The 18,670-nt window shown below is 66.9% G+C and carries 19 protein-coding genes; 15 read left to right on the forward strand and 4 right to left on the reverse strand.

The annotated features are described in order from the left end of the window. Positions 1 to 102: 102 nt before the first annotated feature. Both G3O00_RS28195 and G3O00_RS28200 read left to right on the forward strand, forming a co-directional pair. Positions 103 to 1,107 (forward strand): aldo/keto reductase, encoded by a 1,005-nt coding sequence (locus G3O00_RS28195; RefSeq protein ID WP_206144967.1) that lies wholly within the window; start codon positions 103 to 105, stop codon positions 1,105 to 1,107. Between the two features lie 177 nt (positions 1,108 to 1,284). Beyond that, a complete protein-coding gene (locus tag G3O00_RS28200; protein ID WP_206144968.1) occupies positions 1,285 to 1,821 on the forward strand; it encodes a DUF3455 domain-containing protein in 537 nt (178 codons plus the stop codon). A 118-nt stretch (positions 1,822 to 1,939) separates the two neighbouring features. Here G3O00_RS28200 and G3O00_RS28205 read toward each other — a convergent pair whose 3' ends face one another. Next, positions 1,940 to 2,605 carry an O-methyltransferase gene (locus G3O00_RS28205; RefSeq protein ID WP_011353850.1) on the reverse strand — a complete coding sequence of 222 codons (666 nt, stop codon included), beginning with the start codon at positions 2,603 to 2,605 and terminating at the stop codon, positions 1,940 to 1,942. 48 nt (positions 2,606 to 2,653) lie between these two features. On the opposite strand from G3O00_RS28205, the gene G3O00_RS28210 reads away from it, so the two are divergent. The 3 genes from G3O00_RS28210 to G3O00_RS28220 all read left to right on the forward strand — a co-directional run bounded on the left by G3O00_RS28210 (position 2,654) and on the right by G3O00_RS28220 (position 6,056). Continuing rightward, a complete protein-coding gene (locus G3O00_RS28210) occupies positions 2,654 to 3,331 on the forward strand; it encodes a TetR family transcriptional regulator (protein ID WP_206144969.1) in 678 nt (225 codons plus the stop codon). A gap of 529 nt (positions 3,332 to 3,860) precedes the next feature. Beyond that, positions 3,861 to 5,249 carry an NCS2 family permease gene (locus G3O00_RS28215; protein WP_011353848.1) on the forward strand — a complete coding sequence of 463 codons (1,389 nt, stop codon included), beginning with the start codon at positions 3,861 to 3,863 and terminating at the stop codon, positions 5,247 to 5,249. A gap of 213 nt (positions 5,250 to 5,462) precedes the next feature. Next, positions 5,463 to 6,056 carry a hypothetical protein gene (locus tag G3O00_RS28220; RefSeq protein WP_206144970.1) on the forward strand — a complete coding sequence of 198 codons (594 nt, stop codon included), beginning with the start codon at positions 5,463 to 5,465 and terminating at the stop codon, positions 6,054 to 6,056. A 44-nt stretch (positions 6,057 to 6,100) separates the two neighbouring features. Here G3O00_RS28220 and G3O00_RS28225 read toward each other — a convergent pair whose 3' ends face one another. After that, a complete protein-coding gene (locus G3O00_RS28225; RefSeq protein WP_011353846.1) occupies positions 6,101 to 6,502 on the reverse strand; it encodes a CopD family protein in 402 nt (133 codons plus the stop codon). Continuing rightward, positions 6,499 to 6,807, reverse strand: coding sequence for a DUF3817 domain-containing protein (locus tag G3O00_RS28230; protein ID WP_206144971.1), 309 nt, complete (start codon positions 6,805 to 6,807; stop codon positions 6,499 to 6,501). Before G3O00_RS28230 ends, G3O00_RS28225 begins: the two co-directional genes overlap by 4 nt. Before the next feature lie 106 nt (positions 6,808 to 6,913). Between G3O00_RS28230 and G3O00_RS28235 the strand changes: the two genes are divergently transcribed. The 4 genes from G3O00_RS28235 (at position 6,914) to G3O00_RS28250 (ending at position 11,229) form a co-directional block, all read left to right on the forward strand. Beyond that, on the forward strand, positions 6,914 to 7,810 hold the full coding sequence (locus G3O00_RS28235) for a helix-turn-helix domain-containing protein (protein WP_206144972.1): 897 nt from the start codon (positions 6,914 to 6,916) through the stop codon (positions 7,808 to 7,810). A gap of 148 nt (positions 7,811 to 7,958) precedes the next feature. Continuing rightward, a complete protein-coding gene (locus tag G3O00_RS28240; RefSeq protein ID WP_206144973.1) occupies positions 7,959 to 8,879 on the forward strand; it encodes a LysR substrate-binding domain-containing protein in 921 nt (306 codons plus the stop codon). Between the two features lie 226 nt (positions 8,880 to 9,105). Continuing rightward, positions 9,106 to 9,888: an ABC transporter substrate-binding protein gene (locus tag G3O00_RS28245; RefSeq protein WP_011353842.1), complete on the forward strand. Its 783-nt coding sequence runs from the start codon at positions 9,106 to 9,108 to the stop codon at positions 9,886 to 9,888. Between the two features lie 225 nt (positions 9,889 to 10,113). Further along, complete coding sequence (locus G3O00_RS28250; protein ID WP_011353841.1) at positions 10,114 to 11,229, forward strand: succinylglutamate desuccinylase/aspartoacylase family protein; 1,116 nt, start codon at positions 10,114 to 10,116, stop codon at positions 11,227 to 11,229. A gap of 133 nt (positions 11,230 to 11,362) precedes the next feature. Here G3O00_RS28250 and G3O00_RS28255 read toward each other — a convergent pair whose 3' ends face one another. Further along, entirely contained in the window at positions 11,363 to 12,169 is an 807-nt protein-coding gene (locus G3O00_RS28255) for a MetQ/NlpA family lipoprotein (RefSeq protein ID WP_011353840.1), read from the reverse strand. A gap of 308 nt (positions 12,170 to 12,477) precedes the next feature. On the opposite strand from G3O00_RS28255, the gene G3O00_RS28260 reads away from it, so the two are divergent. The 6 genes from G3O00_RS28260 to G3O00_RS28285 form a co-directional block, all read left to right on the forward strand. Beyond that, complete coding sequence (locus G3O00_RS28260; RefSeq protein ID WP_174933249.1) at positions 12,478 to 13,629, forward strand: porin; 1,152 nt, start codon at positions 12,478 to 12,480, stop codon at positions 13,627 to 13,629. A gap of 212 nt (positions 13,630 to 13,841) precedes the next feature. Further along, complete coding sequence (locus tag G3O00_RS28265; RefSeq protein ID WP_011353838.1) at positions 13,842 to 14,102, forward strand: DUF2866 domain-containing protein; 261 nt, start codon at positions 13,842 to 13,844, stop codon at positions 14,100 to 14,102. Between the two features lie 124 nt (positions 14,103 to 14,226). Then, positions 14,227 to 14,610, forward strand: a complete 384-nt coding sequence (locus tag G3O00_RS28270; protein ID WP_041493157.1) for a DUF6232 family protein — start codon at positions 14,227 to 14,229, stop codon at positions 14,608 to 14,610. A gap of 201 nt (positions 14,611 to 14,811) precedes the next feature. Continuing rightward, positions 14,812 to 15,039 (forward strand): hypothetical protein, encoded by a 228-nt coding sequence (locus G3O00_RS28275; RefSeq protein WP_122948160.1) that lies wholly within the window; start codon positions 14,812 to 14,814, stop codon positions 15,037 to 15,039. Between the two features lie 238 nt (positions 15,040 to 15,277). Beyond that, positions 15,278 to 17,545 carry a TonB-dependent hemoglobin/transferrin/lactoferrin family receptor gene (locus G3O00_RS28280; protein ID WP_206144974.1) on the forward strand — a complete coding sequence of 756 codons (2,268 nt, stop codon included), beginning with the start codon at positions 15,278 to 15,280 and terminating at the stop codon, positions 17,543 to 17,545. A 49-nt stretch (positions 17,546 to 17,594) separates the two neighbouring features. Then, positions 17,595 to 18,670 (forward strand): ChuX/HutX family heme-like substrate-binding protein (locus G3O00_RS28285; protein ID WP_206144975.1); only part of this gene is annotated, 1,076 nt, incomplete at its 3' end.

Consider the following 18,670-nt stretch of genomic DNA (forward strand, 5'->3'; position numbering starts at 1 on the left):
TGCACGACCGCAACACTTTGTTCGGGGGCGGCGAGCGCGGGCTGACCGACTACCCGACGCTGGCCCAGGCCGCGGCCTGAGCCGGCCTACCCGAGACTGCTCATGAGAATCACGCTCCCCTCCCGCCTGGGCTTCGGCACCGCGCCGCTGGGCAACATGTACCGCGACATCCCGCACGAAGAAGCGCTGGCCACGGTCGACGCAGCGTGGGAAAGCGGTATCCGCTACTTCGACGCCGCGCCGCTGTATGGCGCCGGCCTCGCCGAGCTGCGCCTCGGCGAAGCGCTCGCGGGGCGCCCGCGCGACGCGTATTCGCTCGGCACCAAGGTCGGCCGGCTCGTGCTCGACGAGCACGAAGACGCATCGCAACGCGATCTCGGCGAAAAAGGCGGCCTGTTCCGCCACGGGCTGCCGAACCGGATCGTCTACGACTACACCGAAGACGGCACGCTGCGCTCGATCGACGCGAGCCTCAAGCGGCTGCGCACCGACCGGCTCGACACCGTGTGGATTCACGACCCGGCCGTCGATTTTCACGGCGACGCATGGCGCGACGTGTTCGACGTCGCGATGTCGGGCGCGGCCAGGGCCCTCACGCGGCTGCGCGACGAAAAGGTCATCCAGGGCTGGGGCCTCGGCGTGAACCGCGTCGAGCCGTGCGAACTCGCGCTCGAACGCGCGGACCCCGACGGCTTCCTGCTGGCCGGCCGCTACACGCTGCTCGATCATGCCGGCGCGCTCGAACGGCTGATGCCGGAAAGCGCCGCGCGCGGGCTCGGGATCATCGTCGGCGGCCCGTACAACTCGGGCGTGCTGGCGGGCGGCACCCATTACGAGTATCAGCCGGCCACGCAGGCCATGCTCGACCGCGTCGCGCGTATCCGGCAGATCTGCGAACGATTCGGCGTCGATGTCCGCGCGGTGGCGCTGCAATTCTCGCTCGCACACCCGGCCGTCGCGGCCGCGATCCCCGGTGCAAGCCGGCCCGATCGCATCGACGACAACCTGCGTCTCGCGGCGGTGCCAATCCCGGCCGAACTGTGGGATACGCTGAAAGCCGAGCGCCTGATTGCCGCACATGCACCGACGCCGGTGGGCCCGGCCTGAGGTTGGGCCGGGCATGCGCTGCCGCGTCAACCAACGGCCGCGCATCCCCGGCCGCGCGCAATCGCAGCGGCTATCGCCACGATTGCCATTTGCGCATTGCAGCCGGTGCAATTGGCGTCTAGCGTTTACGGGTTCGTCGACGTCTACCCGTCACCCGACCTGAAAGGATGCCTCGCCATGCGAAGCCGCTTCCCGAAACGCCCCATGCTGCCGGCCGCCGCGGCCTGCGTTGCACTCGCCTTCTGCGTGTCGTCCGCCCGCGCCGACGACTCCGCCGGCCTCACGCCGCCCCAGCCGGCCACGCCCGTGCTGTCGACGACTGCGGCCGGCATACAGGTCTACACGTGCGACTACGATGCCGGACACAAGCTCGCGTGGGTGTTCCAGCACCCGGAAGCGATGCTGTTCGACGCCGGCGGCACGCTCGTCGTCCGGCACGGCACGGGGCCGTCATGGGAAGCGCCCGACGGCAGCCGCATCACCGGCAAGAAGCTCGCGGAAGCGCCAAGTGCACGCCCGGGCAGCATTCCGCAACTCCTGCTCGCAGCAACACCGGCCGCAACGGACGCGAAGGCCACGGGCGGCACGCTCGCCGGCGTGCGCTTTGTGCAGCGGCTCGATACCGCGGGCGGCATGCCGCCGGAGGCAGCGTGTTCGACCGAGCATGCGATCGGCCGCTTTCCGTATTTCGCGCGCTACGTGTTCCTGAAGTAACGCACGGCGGCGCCCGAAGCGTCGGGCGCCGCCGCGGCATTGACTTTCGCGCACCTTATTAATTAGTCATCCTGCCCTTCAAGCAAGGATGCATGCCTCCGTTCAGGCAACGCTGCGCTCAGCCGATCCGCATCGACAACTCGACATCGCCGCCGAACGGCACCGACAGATAGCCGTTCTCCGGCGAGCGCACGCAAGCGAGATAGTCGGGGCTGAAATCGGCATTGTCGGCAACGACGAACGCGCCGGTTCGCAACCGCGGCTCGACGAGTGCAAGCACCTCGGGATACAGCGCCTTCGCGCCATCGAGCAGCAACAGGTCGACCGAATCCGGTAAATCGGCGGCCAGCGTGCGCAGCGCATCGCCCTCGCGGATCTCGACGAGATCGGCAAGCCCGGCCGCCGCCAGGTTCGCCCGTGCCCGCACGACCTTCGACGGCTCGAATTCGCTCGTGATCAGCCGGCCGCCGCCGTTGTCGCGCAGCGCGGCCGCGAGATGCAGCGTCGAAATGCCGAACGACGTGCCGAATTCGACGATCGACCGCGCACCACCGCTGCGCGCGAGCATGTACAGCAGCGTGCCCGTCTCGCGCGACACGGCAAGCGGATAGTCCTTCAGGCGCGCATACAGATCGGTGTAGTCGGTCTTGCTGCGCATCAGCCGCGCTTGCTCGTCGCGCGACAGGCTGGCGAAGTCCGGGCTCGTCGCGGGCGACGAGGCGTCGGCTTCGTCGAACAGGCGTGCCAGCAGCGAAGCCAGCGGGTCGAGCGTCAGGGTGGTCATGCGAATCTCCGGGTTCGGGTTGAGTGCGTCGTGGCACCCGATTAGAATATGACGAACTATTCAGGTTTTACTATTCGCATTGGCCAGCCGCTCATGACCGACCGCCCGAACGCCCGGATTGCCACGCGCAAGCAGCCTCAGCAGGCCCGCTCGACCCGGCTCGTCGAGGACGTCCTGCAGGCTGCTGTTCAGGTTTTGGCGAGCGAAGGCGCGCAGCGCTTCACGATGGCGCGGGTCGCCGAACGCGCCGGCGTGAGCGTCGGCTCGCTGTACCAGTACTTCCCGAACAAGGCGGCCGTGCTGTTCCGGCTGCAGCACGACGAGTGGCGGCAGACGGCCGAGATGCTGCGCGGGATGCTGGAGGACGTGAACCAGACGCCACCCGAGCGGCTGCGCACGGCGGTTCACGCGTTCGTCCGTTCGGAATGCGACGAGGCGCGGATGCGCATCGCGCTCGACGACACCGCACCGCTCTATCGCGACGCGCCCGAGGCGCAGGAAGCGAAGGCGGCCGGCAACCGCATCTTCCAGGCGTTCATGCGGGAGGCGCTGCCCGATGCCCCGGCTGCTACGCGCGCGCTCGCGTGCGACCTGATCACCACGACGCTCACCACGGCCGGCAAGGCGTTTTCGGAAAGCGAACGCTCGCCCGACGAAATCGATGCGTATTCGAACGCGATGGCCGACATGTTCTGCGCATATCTCGACCATCTCGCGCACAATTGAGGCCGGGGCGACGCCAAGAACCGCCCCCATGCAAGGGCGGCATCGTCCGAATGCAGGTTGCGCGCGGCGGCGTATCCCGTCACCCGCCCCTGTTTCCACCGGCCTTCCAGGCCACCATGAAAGATATTTGTAATTTTCGATGCATCCCCCGCTTTCCCCCAGCCCGTCGACCCCGCGTTCAAATAATCGCCTTAACGGATTCGAACTAGGCGTATACACGCGTGTCGTCGCGACGGAGCCCCGTTGCACGCCGATATAAGCGCTGAGACATGCGCTGCATGCTCTTCCCCCAATGGGACGTGATGGGCGGTTCGCCTAACCTTCGCTTCGGCAAAGCGCACGTGACGGGGTCGACCCCACAACGCGTCGCACGACGCGACACCCTCGCGATCGTTTCGATTCGCACGTAACGACACGGATCACGCGTCATTCGTCCCCACGACGTTGCCGACAATCCCAACTAGATACGAGACACCCTGACGACGGTTCGCTACGGGCCGTTTCAGCACGCTGATAAAGGAGCAAGCTCATGAGTGATACCCCGGTGCAGCCGACGGTCGGCGTCGGCGCGGAAGAAACTGACTTTGGCACCAAGGGAGTCATCGACCGGTATTTCGGCATTTCGTCGCGCGGCAGCACGCAGCGCCGCGAGATCATTGCCGGCGTCACGACCTTCCTCGCGATGGTCTATTCCGTGTTCGTCGTTCCCGGCATGTTCGGCAAGGCCGGCTTCGACACGAGTGCCGTGTTCGTCGCGGTCTGCCTCACCACCGCGTTCGGTTCGCTGCTGATGGGCCTGTGGGCGAAGCTGCCGATCGCGATCGGCTGCGCGATCTCGCTGACCGCGTTCACCGCGTTCGGCCTCGTGCTCGGCAAGGGGCTGTCGCCGACCGTCGCGCTCGGCGCCGTGTTCCTGATGGGCCTCGTGTTCACCGGCATTTCCGTCACCGGCGTGCGTTCGTGGATCCTGCGCAACCTGCCCGCGGGCGTCGCGCACGGCACCGGGATCGGCATCGGCCTGTTCCTGCTGCTGATCGCATCGAACGACGTCGGCCTCGTGATCAAGAACCCGGGCGCCGGCCTGCCGGTCTCGCTCGGCCAGATCACCGCGTTCCCGGTCATCATGTCGGTCATCGGCCTCGCCGCGATCTTCGGCCTCGAAAAGCGTCGCGTGCCGGGCGGCATCCTGCTCGTCGTGATCGCGATCTCGATCTTCGGCCTGATCTTCGATCCGAGCGTGAAGTACCACGGCATCTTCGCGCTGCCGTCGCTGAGCGCACCGGGCCATGCGTCGCTGATCGGCGCGATGGACATCAAGGGCGCGCTGTCGATGGCCGTGCTGCCGAGCGTGCTGGCGCTGGTGATGACCGCGGTGTTCGACGCGACCGGCACGATCCGCGCAGTCGCGGGCCAGGCCGGCCAGCTCGACGAGAACGGTCGCATCATCAACGGCGGCCGGGCGCTGACCGCCGATTCGCTCAGCTCGATCTTCTCCGGCTTCCTCGGCGGTGCGCCGGCAGCGGCGTACATCGAGTCGAGCGTCGGCGTGGCCGCCGGCGCGAAGACGGGCCTCGCGGCCGCCGTGGTCGGCCTGCTGTTCCTCGTCGTGATGTTCTTCTCGCCGCTCGCGGGCCTCGTGCCGTCGTACGCCACCGCACCGGCGCTGATGTACGTCGGCCTGCTGATGCTCGGCAGCGTGAGCAAGCTGCACATGGACGACATGGTCGACGCGATGTCGGGCCTCGTGTGCGCCGTGTTCATCGTGCTGACCGCGAACATCGTGACGGGCATCATGCTCGGCTTCTCGACGCTCGTGATCGGCCGCATCGCCAGCGGCGAATTCCGCAAGCTGAACGTCGGCACCGTGCTCATCGCAGCCGTGCTCGTCACGTTCTACCTCGGCGGCTGGGCGATCTGACCGCGAAACGTGCGCGACGTCGCCGGCAGAAGGACGGCGCGCATCGGGACGACATCGTCTCCTCCACCATCATCGTTGATGGTCTCCAGGCCTGGGAACGCAAGTTTCCAGGCTTTTTTTGTTGAGGCGGCGCCGTGCGGCGCGCTTCGCGCAAACGGCGCAACGTGAATCCGCCCCCGATGCTACGATCGTGCTTTGCCTTCAGGAGCCCCCATGAACGCGCTCGGCATCGTCTCCGAATCGAGCACCCGGACGTCGGCGCACAAGCCGCCGTTCATCCCGTCGTTCGGCTTCCACGAAGTGCACGAATCGAAGCCGATCGATGCCGCGCCGGCGCGCATCATCGACACGGTCGCCGCGCTCGACATGCGCACGGATCCGATCGTCGACGCACTGCTCAACGTCCGCGAATTCCCGGCAGCCGTTGCCGCGTCGCTGCGCCACGGCCCCCCGCGAATCGAACGCGAACGCTTCGGCCTCCATGCGTTCACGCCGCTGCATCGCGACGAAAGGTCGCTGTCGTTCGGCCTGATCGGCCGCTTCTGGCGTCCGGACCTCGGCGTGCTGAAGATCGCCGACGCGGCGGCGTTCGTGCAGCACGACGACCCGCGCGAAGCGAAGCTGGTGCTCCGCTTCGAAGTCGTCGGGCTCGCGTCGGGCGCGCACATGCTGCGCACCGAAACCTTCGTGCATTGCCCGACCGTCCGCACGCGGCTGCTGTTCATGCCGTACTGGCTCGCGATCCGGATGGCGAGCGGCTGGATTCGGCGCCGCACGCTGACGGCGGTGGAGATGGCGCTGGCGTAGGGCCCCGCCGCGCCTGCCATTGCGGCACGCGCAAGCGCCCCGCATCAAAACGGCTTGACCACGACCAGCCCGACGACGATCGCCGTCGCGGCCACGACCGCACCCGCCGCCTGCCCGAGCCACGGCGCCGGCACGACGACCAGATCGTCGCGTTCCATGCGCCGCAGCGTGCCGGCCAGGATCCCGTGCAGCGCCGACAGCGCGGCGACCACCCCGAGCTTCACCGACAGCCACGCCGCGCCGAACCAGTGACCGTTCAGCGCCAGCGCGATCCCCGCAATCCACACGAGCGCGAGCGCGGGGGCCGTCACCGTTCGGTCCCAGCGGCGCACCGCGCGATGCACGGCGAGGTTGGCAATACGCACGCTGACGGACAGCATCAGCAGGCCGCCGACGAACGTGACGACGGCAACGACATGAACAGCCTTGAGCCACAGATAGATCATTGCGCGTGCCTCCTGCGCGCGATCCATCCGGCACTCGTCAGCCCCACAAAAGGCACGACGGCCGCCAGCACGAGCCGCGCGACCTCGGCCTTGCTCCACAGCCCGCTCGACGCGGTGCCGACGACCGCCCACACGTACATCGCGAACGCGATGCCGTGCACCGGGCCCATGATCGATACCACGGCCGGATAACCGGCCAGGTGCTTGAGCGGCACGGCGACGCATACCAGTACGACAAGCGTGGTCGCCTCCAGCAACGACAGGTATTGCAGGTTCCGCAGCGCATTGCGATCGTCTTGTTGCATCGGCAGCCTCCAGGTTGGTCCGCGACGATTGTCGCGTGTGGTGCCGTTCCGGGCCATTGGCTAAAATGACATCTTTAAACGGATTCTGGCCAAGCCCCCGAACGCCATGCATACGGTCGCCGTTCTCGCCTTGCCCGAGGTCGTCCCGTTCGATCTGGGCATCGCGTGCGACACGTTCGCGCGCGTACGTTCGCCCAACGTCGCGCAGCCATACCGCGTCCGCGTGTGCAGCGAGCACGCGCGTGTCGCGGGCGACCTGTTCGACCTGCGTCCCCCGTTTCGTCTCGACGCACTCGCCGATGCCGACACGATCGTCGTTCCCGGCACGTCCGTGCCGCTCGCGCCCACATCGCGCCACGTGATCGCGGCGCTACGCGCGGCTGCCGCGCGCGGTTGCCGGATCGCGTCGATCTGCAGCGGCGCATTCGTGCTCGCGGAAGCCGGGCTGCTCGACGGCCTGCGCGCGACGACGCACTGGCTTGCGGCCGCCGAACTCGCGCGCCGCTATCCGAGCGTGACGGTCGATCCGAACGTGCTGTTCGTCGACAACGGGCAGATCCTGACGTCGGCCGGCGCGGCAGTCGCCGTCGACGCGGCGCGCTGTGCGGTGGCGCCGCGGGTCCGCGAAGGCGGGCAGGCGCAGTTCATCGCGCCGGAATGGCCAGGCGGCACCGACGGCCTGCAAGGCCTGATGGACTGGCTGCAGGCCAACCTGCGCAAGCCGCTCACGCTCGACGCGATGGCCCGCAAGGCGTCGACGAGCGTGCGCACGCTGACGCGACGTTTCCAGGAGCAGACGGGCACATCGCCGCGGCAATGGCTGCAGACCGCCCGCGTCAGGCATGCGCAGCAGTTGCTGGAGGTCACGGCGCTGTCGATCGAGCATGTCGCGACGGAGGCCGGCTTCGGTTCGGTCACCGCGTTTCGCGAGCGGTTCGCGCGCATCGTCGGCACGTCGCCGCAGCGGTATCGTCAGGCGTTCCGCGCGCGAACCGGCGCATGATGATCACCTCGTCGCCAACCAGCGCAGCTCGGCTCGCGATACGTCCCCTCGACGACGCAAAACCCTGCGCACGCAACCGTCAGGATCGCTACCGAATTCAGCAACACCCCATCGCCCGCCACAGCATCGCGCCAACCGGACCCGATCGATGACCCGCATCCGCAACCCCCTGAACATCGCGCAGCTCCAGGCGTTCGTCTCCGCCGCGCATCACAAGAGCCTGCGCGCCGCCGCGCGCGAACTCGGCGTCACGCAGCCGGCGATCACGCATACGATCCGCGAGCTCGAAACGGCGCTCAACGCGGAGCTGCTCGCGCGCAGCGTACGCGGCGTCGAGCTGACCGCGTGCGGCCATGCGCTGCTGCCGCGCGCCGAGCAGTTGCTCGGCGATATCCGCCGCACGGTCGAGGCCGTCGAGCAGGTGAAAGGCGAGATGTCGGGGCGCGTCGCGGTCGGCACGATGCCGTCGATCGCGTTGACGGCGCTGCCGCGCGCCGTGACGGCATTCCGCCAGTCGATGCCGAACGTGAGCCTGCATCTCGAGGAGGTGACGGTACCCGACGCGCTTGCGCAGTTGCGCAACGGCACGCTCGACATCGCTGCGATGCACCATGTCCCCGCGCTCGACCGCGATTTCACGCAATCGCCGCTGCTGTCGACCGAATTCACCGTGGTGATGCGCGAAGGCCACCCGCTTGCGCAGGCGCGCCGGTTAGAAGAATTGCTCGATGCCGAGTGGATCGTCACCGTCGGCGCCGAGCAGTTTCCGTACAGCGTGATGGTCGGGATGTTCGAGGCGCACGGGCTGCCACTGCCGAAGCGCCTGCTGCGATCGCCGATGTCGTTCGCGGTCACGCTCGGGCTCGTCGCGCGCTCGGACGTGATCGGCTGCTTCACGCGCCCGCTCGCCGCGATGGTTGCGCCGCTCGGCATCCGCACGGCGGAACTCGACGAAAGCATGCCGCGCTTCGACCTGTCGATCATCGCGCGGCGCGACCTGCTGCCCACGCCGGCCGTCACGCAATTCGTCACGTGCCTGCAGCGCGCGGTCAACGAAACGCTCGGCTGAATCGTTCCTGTGTCTGAAACGGCGGCGCCCCCCGCGCGCCGCCGCCGGGCCCGGTATCGGGGCTTGTCCTAGGCGCCCTGCCGGTATTTTGTCTTGATAATCTTGCGCACGTCGCGCGCCCGCATCGGGTGGGCGAAACGGACAGCCTGTCGCGAAGCCGCGCCGGGCCGAAGGCTTACGGCGCGGCACAACCGCGCACCCATCGAACAAAACGAGGAGTCACCGAGTGAAAAAGATTCTTGCGGCTGTGACCGTAGCCCTGCTCGCCGTATCGGCAGGCACCGCGTATGCGAAGGACTGGACGACCGTGCGGTTCGGCGTCGACGCAAGCTACCCGCCTTTCGAATCGAAAGGCGCTGACGGCAAGGTGGTCGGGTTCGACGTCGACCTCGGCAACGAAATCTGCCGCCGCATGAACGCGAAGTGCGTGTGGATCGAAAACGACTTCGACGGGATGATTCCGGCACTGAAGGCCCGCAAGTTCGACGGCGTGCTGTCGTCGATGTCGATGACGCCGGCGCGTCAGGAACAGATCGCCTTCTCGGCGAAGCTGTTCAACACGCCGACGCGCCTCGTCACGAAGAAGGGCGCCGGCCTGATGCCGACGGCCGAATCGCTGAAGGGCAAGTCGGTCGGCGTCGAGCAGGGCACGATCCAGGAAACCTATGCGAAGACGTACTGGGCCTCGAAGGGCGTGAACGTCGTGCCTTACCAGAACCAGGACCAGGTCTACGCCGACCTGATCTCCGGCCGTCTGGACGGCGCGCTGCAGGATGCGGTGCAGGCTGAAATCGGCTTCCTGAAGACGCCGCGCGGCGCGAACTTCGATTTCGCCGGCAAGGATCTCGACGATCCGAAGACGCTCGGCGAAGGCGCCGGCATCGGCCTGCGCAAGGAAGACACCGACCTGAAGGCGAAGATCGACGGCGCGATCGCCGGCATGCGCAAGGACGGCACGTACGCGAAGATCGCGAAGAAGTACTTCGATTTCGACGTCTACGGCAAGTAATCCGCACGCCAGGCGCACGCTGCGCTGCGTCGCAAACGGGCTCCGCAAGGAGCCCGTTTTTTTTGCGCGCGCGGCACCGGCGGTGTTATTTTTTCCGCACCAACCTGATGATTCTCAAAGAAAATCGACGTGTTCTGGCGCCGGTTTGATGGCGGCGAGGGGGCAACGTACAATCGATCTTCCACGCACACCGGATCATTCGCGGCTGCGCCGCACTCCCCCATCATGCAAACGCAGACCCATCCGCTGATTTCCCCCGCCGTCGGTACCGAACGCCAGATCACGAGCTTTCACTACGGCCCGCGCGGCGGCAAGAAGGTCTATATCCAGTCGTCGCTGCACGCGGACGAACTGCCCGGCATGCTGGTCGCCACGCTGCTGCGCCGCAAGATCGCCGCGCTCGAGACGGCCGGCAAGCTGCGCGGCGAAGTCGTCATCGTGCCCGTGCCGAACCCGATCGGCCTGTCGCAACACGTGTTCGGCGATCATCTCGGCCGCTTCGAGCTCGGCTCGATGCAGAACTTCAACCGCAATTTCTACGATCTCGCGGCGCTCGTGCTGCCGCGTGTCGAACACCGCCTCACGAACGACGCGCAGCACAACCTCGTCGCCGTGCGTGCCGCGATGCGCGAAGCGCTCGACGAGCAGGCGCCGCGCACCGAGCTCGACTCGCAGCGCCTCGCGCTGCAGAAGCTGTCGTTCGACGCCGACATCGTGCTCGACCTGCATTGCGACAGCGATGCAGTGATGCACCTCTACACGAATCCCGATTTGTGGCCGGACGTCGAGCCGCTGTCGCGCTACCTCGACGCGCAGGCGTCGCTGCTTGCGCTGAACTCGGTCGGCAACCCGTTCGACGAGATCCACAGCTTCTGCTGGTCGGACCTGCGCAACCGTTTCGGCGACCGCTTCCCGATCCCGAACGGTGCGATTTCCGTCACGATCGAGCTGCGCAGCGAGCGCGACGTGTCGTACGAGTTCGCCGAAAAGGACGCGCAGGCGATCGTCGAATACCTGACCGAGCGCGGGGTCGTCGACGGCACGCCGGCGCCGCTGCCGCCGCTCGCGCATCCGGCTACGCCGCTCGCGGGTACCGATCCGCTCGTCGCGCCCGTGTCGGGCGTGATCGTGTTCCGCACGCCGGTCGGCGTGATGATCGAGGTCGGCCAGGCCGTGGCCGACATCGTCGATCCGCTGACCGATCGCGTCGTCACGCTGAAGAGCAGCGTGTCGGGCGTGCTGTACGCGCGCCAGATCGTGCGCTTCGCGACGGCCGGCATGGAAGTCGCGCGGATTGCCGGCGCGACCGCGATCCGCACGGGTTCGCTGCTGTCGGCCTGAGCGGGCGGCTTGCGCGCCGGGTCACGGCGCGCATCGCGCTCACCCGCGCGCATCAACGAAATCGCCCGCTTGCGCGGGCGATTTGCTTTCCGGATCGTCGAGATCCGGCCATCCGGTACGTACGTGAAAACGTTCAGAACGCCGGCACGATCGCGCCGCCGAACTTCTGGTCGATGAACTTGCGCACGTCGTCCGATTCATAGGCCGCGACGAGCTTCTTCACCCACGCCTTGTCCTTGTCCTGCGCGCGCACGGCGATCAGGTTCGCGTACGGCCCGCGCAGATCCTCGATCGCGATCGCATCCTTCACCGGCGTGAGCCCGGCCTTCACCGCGTAGTCGGTGTTGATCGACGCGGCATCGACGTCGGGCAGCGCGCGCGGCAACTGCGCGGCGTCGAGTTCGACGATCTTGATCTTCTTCGGGTTCTCCGCGACGTCGAGCGGCGTCGCGTTCACGCCGTTCGTGCCGGCGCCCGCCTTCAGCTTGATCACGCCGTATTTCTGCAGCAGCAGCAGCGCGCGGTTGCCGTTCGACGGATCGTTCTGGATCCCGACCTTCGCGCCTACCGGCAAGTCCTTCAGCGACTTGAGCTTTTTCGAGTAGAAGCCCATCGGCGCCGTGTAAGTGAGCCCGACGTTGACGATCTTGTAGCCGCGCTGCTTGATCTGGCTGTCGAGGAACGGCTGGTGCTGGAAGCCGTTCGCGTCCAGATCGCCGGAGTCGAGCGCCGCGTTCGGCTGCACGTAGTCGTTGAATTCGATGACCTTGATCGCGAGGCCTTCGCGCGCGGCGACCTTCGTCACCTCGGTCCAGATCTGCGCATCGGGGCCGCTCATCGTGCCGATCTTCAGCGTTTGCGGGTCGGCGTGCGCGCCGGGCGCCGCGAATGCCAGCGCCGCGGCGAGTGCGCCGAGGCCGGTCAGGAATGAACGTCGCATGGTGTCCTCTTGTCCCGTGTTATTGGTTGGAACACGGATCGTGGCATGGGGCCGGAACGCCACCAACCAAGCTTATTTCATGTGCATATTCCCGATCCGGATCGATTCTCAGCCGAATTCGGTATAACCCCCGATAGCGCAACCGGGCAGAATCCAGTGTCGCATCGACGCCACACATTCTTCATATGACAGTCGCTGTCATATTCATTACGTGGCCCCTCGATAAAGTTGCCGCCGGTCCTTGAAAGCGCCCATAGAGAGCGCCGGAACCGCAACTGGACACGCCATTTATTCGCTCGGAGAATCCTTTGAACAAGAAACTGTTGACCATCGCCGTCCTGGCAGCAACGACTGGCGCAGCTCACGCACAAAGCAGCGTGACCCTGTACGGCGTCATCGATGCCGGTATCAGCTACGTGAACCACAGCAAGACCGCTACCGGTAGCGGCAAGTTGTTCAAGTACGACGACGGCGTTGCCCAGGGCAGCCGTTGGGGCCTGCGCGGCACCGAAGACCTCGGTGGCGGCCTGAAGGCGATCTTCGTGCTCGAAAACGGCTTCAACAGCGGCAACGGCACGATCGGCCAGGGTGGCGCGATCTTCGGTCGTCAAGCGTACGTCGGCCTGAGCCAGCAACAATACGGTACGGTCACGTTCGGTCGCCAGTACTCGTTCTCGACCGATGTCCTCGGCTCGAACTACTCGACCGGCGGCAACACGGTCGCAGGGAACTACGCGTACCACGTCAACGACATCGACCAGCTGACGTCGAGCCGCATCAACAACGCCGTGAAGTTCCAGAGCGCGAACTACTCGGGCTTCACGTTCGGCGCGTTGTACGGCTTCTCGAACTCGACCGACTTCGCCGGCGCAAACGGCTCGGGCGCGTCGAACACCGGCGGCTCGTCGCGCGCTTACAGCTTCGGCCTGAACTACGCGAACGGCCCGTTCTCGCTGGGCGCCGCGTACACGGACATCCGCTTCCCGAGCCAGTCGACGCCGGCATTCTCGACGTCGATCGCGAACCTCGCGCTGACCAACATCCGCGACCTGCGCACGTACGGCGTCGGCGGCCGCTACGTCTTCGGCCCGGCAACGGCATGGGCCCTGTGGACGCGCACGCAGTTCACCCCGATCGCTGCCGGCGCATCGGGCACGTTCTACAACGCATACGAAGCAGGCCTGAAGTACGCGATCACGCCGGCCCTGTCGGCAGCAGCAGGCTACACGTACACGAACGCCACGCAGAGCGGCAGCTCGGCACACTGGAACCAGGGCAACCTGGCACTCGACTACGCACTCAGCAAGCGTACGGACGTGTACGGCCTGGTGGTCTACCAGAAGGCGTCGGGCAACAACGTGCAGGCGCAGATCGGCTCGAGCACGAGCTACTTCAACACGTCGGGCACGGGCGCATCGAACCAGCTCGCCGCTCGCGTCGGTATCCGTCACAAGTTCTAAAGCATCCGCTTAACTCGCGGATCACGACGGCAAGAAGCGCCCCGCTCCACGCGGGGCGCTTTTTTATGTGCTTTTAAGTTTCGCTTAATTCTGGGCTGAGAGGATGCTCTCACCCCCCCTGTTGGCCGCCTGAGCATCGGCGGCTTTTTTTTTGAACCGCCGACGGCGCCGCCATCGATTGCCCACAAGACGAGACAGGATCGGAGGCCATGATGATCGAAGATACCGTTTTCAGCCATCTGCACGCGATTCTGACGTGCCAACACTCGATGCCGGTCCAGAGCTGCCGCGTATCGGTCGAAATGCAGCGCCCGTGGGGCCGGCCGTATCGTCTCGTCGAATGGACGATGCATCTCGACGCGCCCGCGCGGCGCCAGATCGTACCGGCCGAATCGACCGACGAAGAGATCGCCGAAGTGGTCGCCTCACACGTGCCGGGCCGGCTCTACGGCGACGGCCGCCTGCAGTTCTGAACGCCTTTTTGTTCCCCCCGCTTCCCGTCTTTCAGCCGCGCCGCACGCATCGTGCGGCAGTCGGTCTCGTTTGATGCCGCAACGAAACCTGCTACGCTGCGCGTTTTCGTCCACGCAACACACGATGGAAAACGCATTCAATGAACGTGGCGTGATGATCACGCGCAACGGCCTGTCGGCCGCCGGTCAGGTATTCGCACTCCGTGACATCCGCCAGGTCGATGTCGTCAAGATTCCGAAGAACCGTCTCGTGCCGTCGCTGATCTCGCTGATCGGCGCGGCCGCCGCCGTCGCGGGCGGCATCGCCGGATCGAGCGCCGTGCTCGTCGTCGGCGTGATGCTCGCCGTCGTCGGCTATCTCGCATGGGCCACGCAGGACGTCACGTATCGCCTGATGGTCGACATGCCCGACGGCAAGCGCGAAGCGCTGTCGAGCGTCGACGTCGAATTCGTCGAACGCGTCGCGCAGGTCGTGCGCGAGGCGCAGGCCGCGAAGTCGGCCGGCTGATTCCCCGTCCGCATCCCTGCGCGCTTCGATTCGCGGTACCCGGCCGCGCGCGGCGCGTTTCGCGTCGGGTAACGCCGCCGTCGATCGCCCCGTCGAAACGCATTCCGCCCACCGCCTGGCCAACACCGCGCCTGCGCTGCGTACGCCGACCGCCTAGTATGGAAAGAGCGGCTCGCCGCCGCATCGTCCGAGGAGGCCAGCATGAACGTCCAGACGCTGTCCGGCACGCTTCGCGCGCAGGAACTGCTGATCGTGTCGATGATCCGCGCGCTTCCCCCTGACGCACGCCGAGCGCTCGTCGACCTCTATACCGAGCAGATCGTCTTCGCCGAACAGGCGGGCCTCGACGTCCACAGCGATCGCGCGACGCACGACGCGTTCATCACGCATGCGCGCAACCTGCTGATCCGCATCGAAGCGCTGGCCTGACCAGACCCGCGCTTCTCCCGAATTTCCCGCCGCGGCTCGCCCGAGCCGCGCAGGTAAGCGCTCACCCACGCGAGCCGCTTTCCGTTCTTGTATTGATAATAATTCTCATTTACACTGGTAAAGTTATCAGTTGCCTTTCAATTCGCCGCTCGCCGCCTTCCGCGCGCGGGCGGGCCAGCCAGGTGAACGCGTCACCCAGCCAGCCTTCGGGCTTGTCATCATCAATGGGAGACCACCTGTGCATTGCTATACGCTGGCGCGGCGGCCGATCTGTGCCGCGCTGTTCGGCGCGTTCGGCCTGTCCGCCGCCACGGCTCACGCCGATTCGACGCCGCAAGGCGCCACCCCGCCTTCCACCATTCTCGTCGCCGCGTCCACACGCGGCGATGCGGCGCTGCTCGACCCCGTCACCGTCACGGCCAACCGCACCGCCACGGCCGCAAGCCGCACGGCCGCGTCCGTCTCGGTGATCACCGACGAGGATCTGGAAGAACAGCAGGCCACCAACATCAAGGACGCGCTGCGCTACGAGCCGGGCGTCACCGTGCGCCGCACCGCGTACCGGCCCGGCAGCGCCGCGCTCGGCGGCGGCCGCGACGGCGATTCGAGCATCAACATCCGCGGCCTCGAAGGCAATCGCGTGCTGCTGATGGAAGACGGCATCCGCCTGCCGAACGCGTTTTCGTTCGGCCCGCTCGAAGCGGGGCGCGGCGACTACGCCGATCTCGACACGCTCAAGCGCATCGAGATCCTGCGCGGGCCGGCCTCGGCGCTCTACGGCAGCGACGGCCTGACCGGCGCGGTGAACTTCATCACGAAGGACCCGCGCGACCTGCTGTCGATCTACAACAAGCCCTACTACTTCTCGTTCCGGCCGAGCTACGACTCGGCCGACCGCAGCGTCGGCGCGACCGTGTCGGCCGCAGGCGGCAACGATCGCGTGCAGGGGATGATCATCGCCGACGGCCGGCGCGGCCACGAGGTCGACACGCGCGGCAGCAACAACTCGGCGAGCACGCTGCGCACCACGTCGAACCCGCAGGACGTCTATTCGGAATCGCTGCTCGGCAAGCTCGTGCTGACGCCGACCACGCGCGACACGATCAAGTTCACCGCCGAAACGGTGCAGCGCCGCGTGAGCACCGACGTGCTGTCGGCGATCAGCCCGCCGACCACGCTCGGCCTCACGACCTACGACCGGCTCGAGCGCAACCGCTTCAGCGTCGACTACGACTTCCGCGACGATGCGTTCCGCTGGTTCCAGACCGCGCACGTGCAGTTCTACTACCAGGAAGCCAAGCAGGACCAGTACGCGTTCGAGACGCGCGGCCGGGCGGCTTCGCGTTCGCGCGACAACCAGTACAAGGAGCGCACGTTCGGCGGCTCCGCGTTCGCCGAAAGCGGCTTCACGACCGGCCCGTTCGCGCACAAGCTGCTGTATGGCGTCGACGGCAGCGTGTCGCGCGTGACGAACATGCGCGACGGCACGGTGCCGGGCGTCGGCGAAGCGTTCCCGAACAAGGCGTTCCCCGACACCGACTACACGCTGTTCGGCGCGTTCGTGCAGGACCAGATCGGCTACGGCCGCCTGCTCGTCACGCCGGGCCTGCGCTTCGACACGTACCGGCTGAACCCGACCGAGAACGATCCGCTGTTCACCGGCAAGGCCGTGTCGACGAGCGCGAACGAACTGTCGCCGCGCGTCGCCGTGCTCTACGAGATCACGCCCGCGGTCATCCCGTACGTGCAGTACGCGCACGGCTTCCGCGCGCCGACGCCCGACCAGGTGAACAGCAGCTTCTCGAACCCGGTGTACGGCTACACGTCGATCGGCAATCCGAATCTGAAGCCCGAGACGAGCGACACGTTCGAAGCGGGGCTGCGCGGCAAGGCCGGCACCGGCTACGGCGTGGTGCGCTACAGCGCCGCCGCGTTCACGGGCCGCTACCGCAACTTCATCTCGCGCACGACGATCGCCGGCAGCGGCCGGCCGACCGACCCGTTCGTGTTCCAGTACGTGAACTTCGCCGACGCGCGCATTCACGGCCTCGAAGGCCGCGCCGAATGGGTGATGCCGAACGGCATCACGCTGAAGACGGCGATGGCGTTCACGAAAGGCTCGACGCAGAACGACGGCGCGGCCAGCCAGCCGCTGAACACCGTCAACCCGTTCTCGGCCGTGTTCGGCGTGCGCTACGAGCCGACCGAGCGCTGGTACGTGCAGACCGACCTGCTGTTCCAGGCCGCGAAACGCGACAAGGACATCGACAAGTCCGACTGCTCGAACAAGGCGTGCTTCTCGCCGCCGTCGTCGTTCGTCGTCGACCTGCGCGGCGGCTACCGCTTCAACAAGCACGTCAGCGCGACGATCGGCATCCGCAACCTGTTCGACCGCAAATACTGGAACTGGTCGGACGTGCGCGGCATCGCGGCCGATTCGCAGGTGCTCGATGCGTATACGTCGTCCGGACGCACGGTCGCCGTCAGCATGAAAGTGGATTTCTGATGCGCGTCGCCCGCGCTGCCACCCCAACCGTTACTTGAAGGAGTCCGACATGATGCAATCCGCCCTTCCCGGTCAACCGGCCACGCCGGCCCGCGCGGCCGCCGCGCTGCGCGACGCGTTCATCAAGCTCAAGACCGAGCGCCAGTTGCGCAACCGCGACGTGGCTCAAGCGCTCGGCGTCAGCGAAGGCGAGGCGCTCGCCGCGTTCGTCGGCGAGCACGTCGTACGGCTCGACGCGCGCTTTCCGGCGATGTTCGAGGAAATGCCGCGCCTCGGCCGCGTGATGGCGCTCACGCGCAACGACACGGCCGTCCACGAAAAGGATGGCGAATATGCGCAGATGAGCCACGACGGCCCCGTCGGCCTCGCGCTCGGCGATATCGACCTGCGCATCTTCTATCGTCACTGGGTGTCGGCGTTCGCCGTGCGCGACGAAACCGCCCACGGTCCGCTGAAGAGCCTGCAGTTCTTCGATGCGCAGGGTCATGCAATCCACAAGGTGTACCTGCGCGCGCACAGCGACCACGCCGCGTACGACGCGTTCGTCGAGCGCTGGCGTGCGCCGTCGCAGGAGCCGGGCCTCGAGGTCGCGCCCGCCGCGCCGAAAACGCCCGAGCGCGCCGACACCGAGATCGACGTCGCGGGCTTCCGCGCGGCGTGGGACGCGATGACCGACACGCACCAGTTCTTCGGCATCACGCAGCGCTTCGGCGTGAGCCGCATGCAGGCGCTGCGGCTCGCCGATCCGCAATACGCGTATCCGGTCGAAACCGCCCATGCGCTGCGTCACGTGCTCGAACAGGCCGCAACAAGCGGCCAGCCGATCATGGTGTTCGTCGGCAATGCCGGGATGATCCAGATCCACACGGGCCCCGTCGCGAACGTGCGCGAGGTCGGCGCATGGATCAACGTGCTCGACCCGGGCTTCAACCTGCACGTGCGCGAGGACCTGATCGCCGCCGCGTGGGTCGTGAAGAAGCCGACGAGCGACGGCATCGTCACGTCGCTTGAACTCTTCGACCGGCAGGGCGACCACGTCGCACTGCTGTTCGGCGAGCGCAAGCCCGGCAAGGTCGAGCGCGACGACTGGCGCGCGCTCGTCGCGACGCTGCCGGCCGCGGCACG

Source organism: Burkholderia sp. Ac-20384, assembly GCF_017104605.1.
Taxonomy (GTDB): Bacteria; Pseudomonadota; Gammaproteobacteria; order Burkholderiales; family Burkholderiaceae; genus Burkholderia; species Burkholderia lata.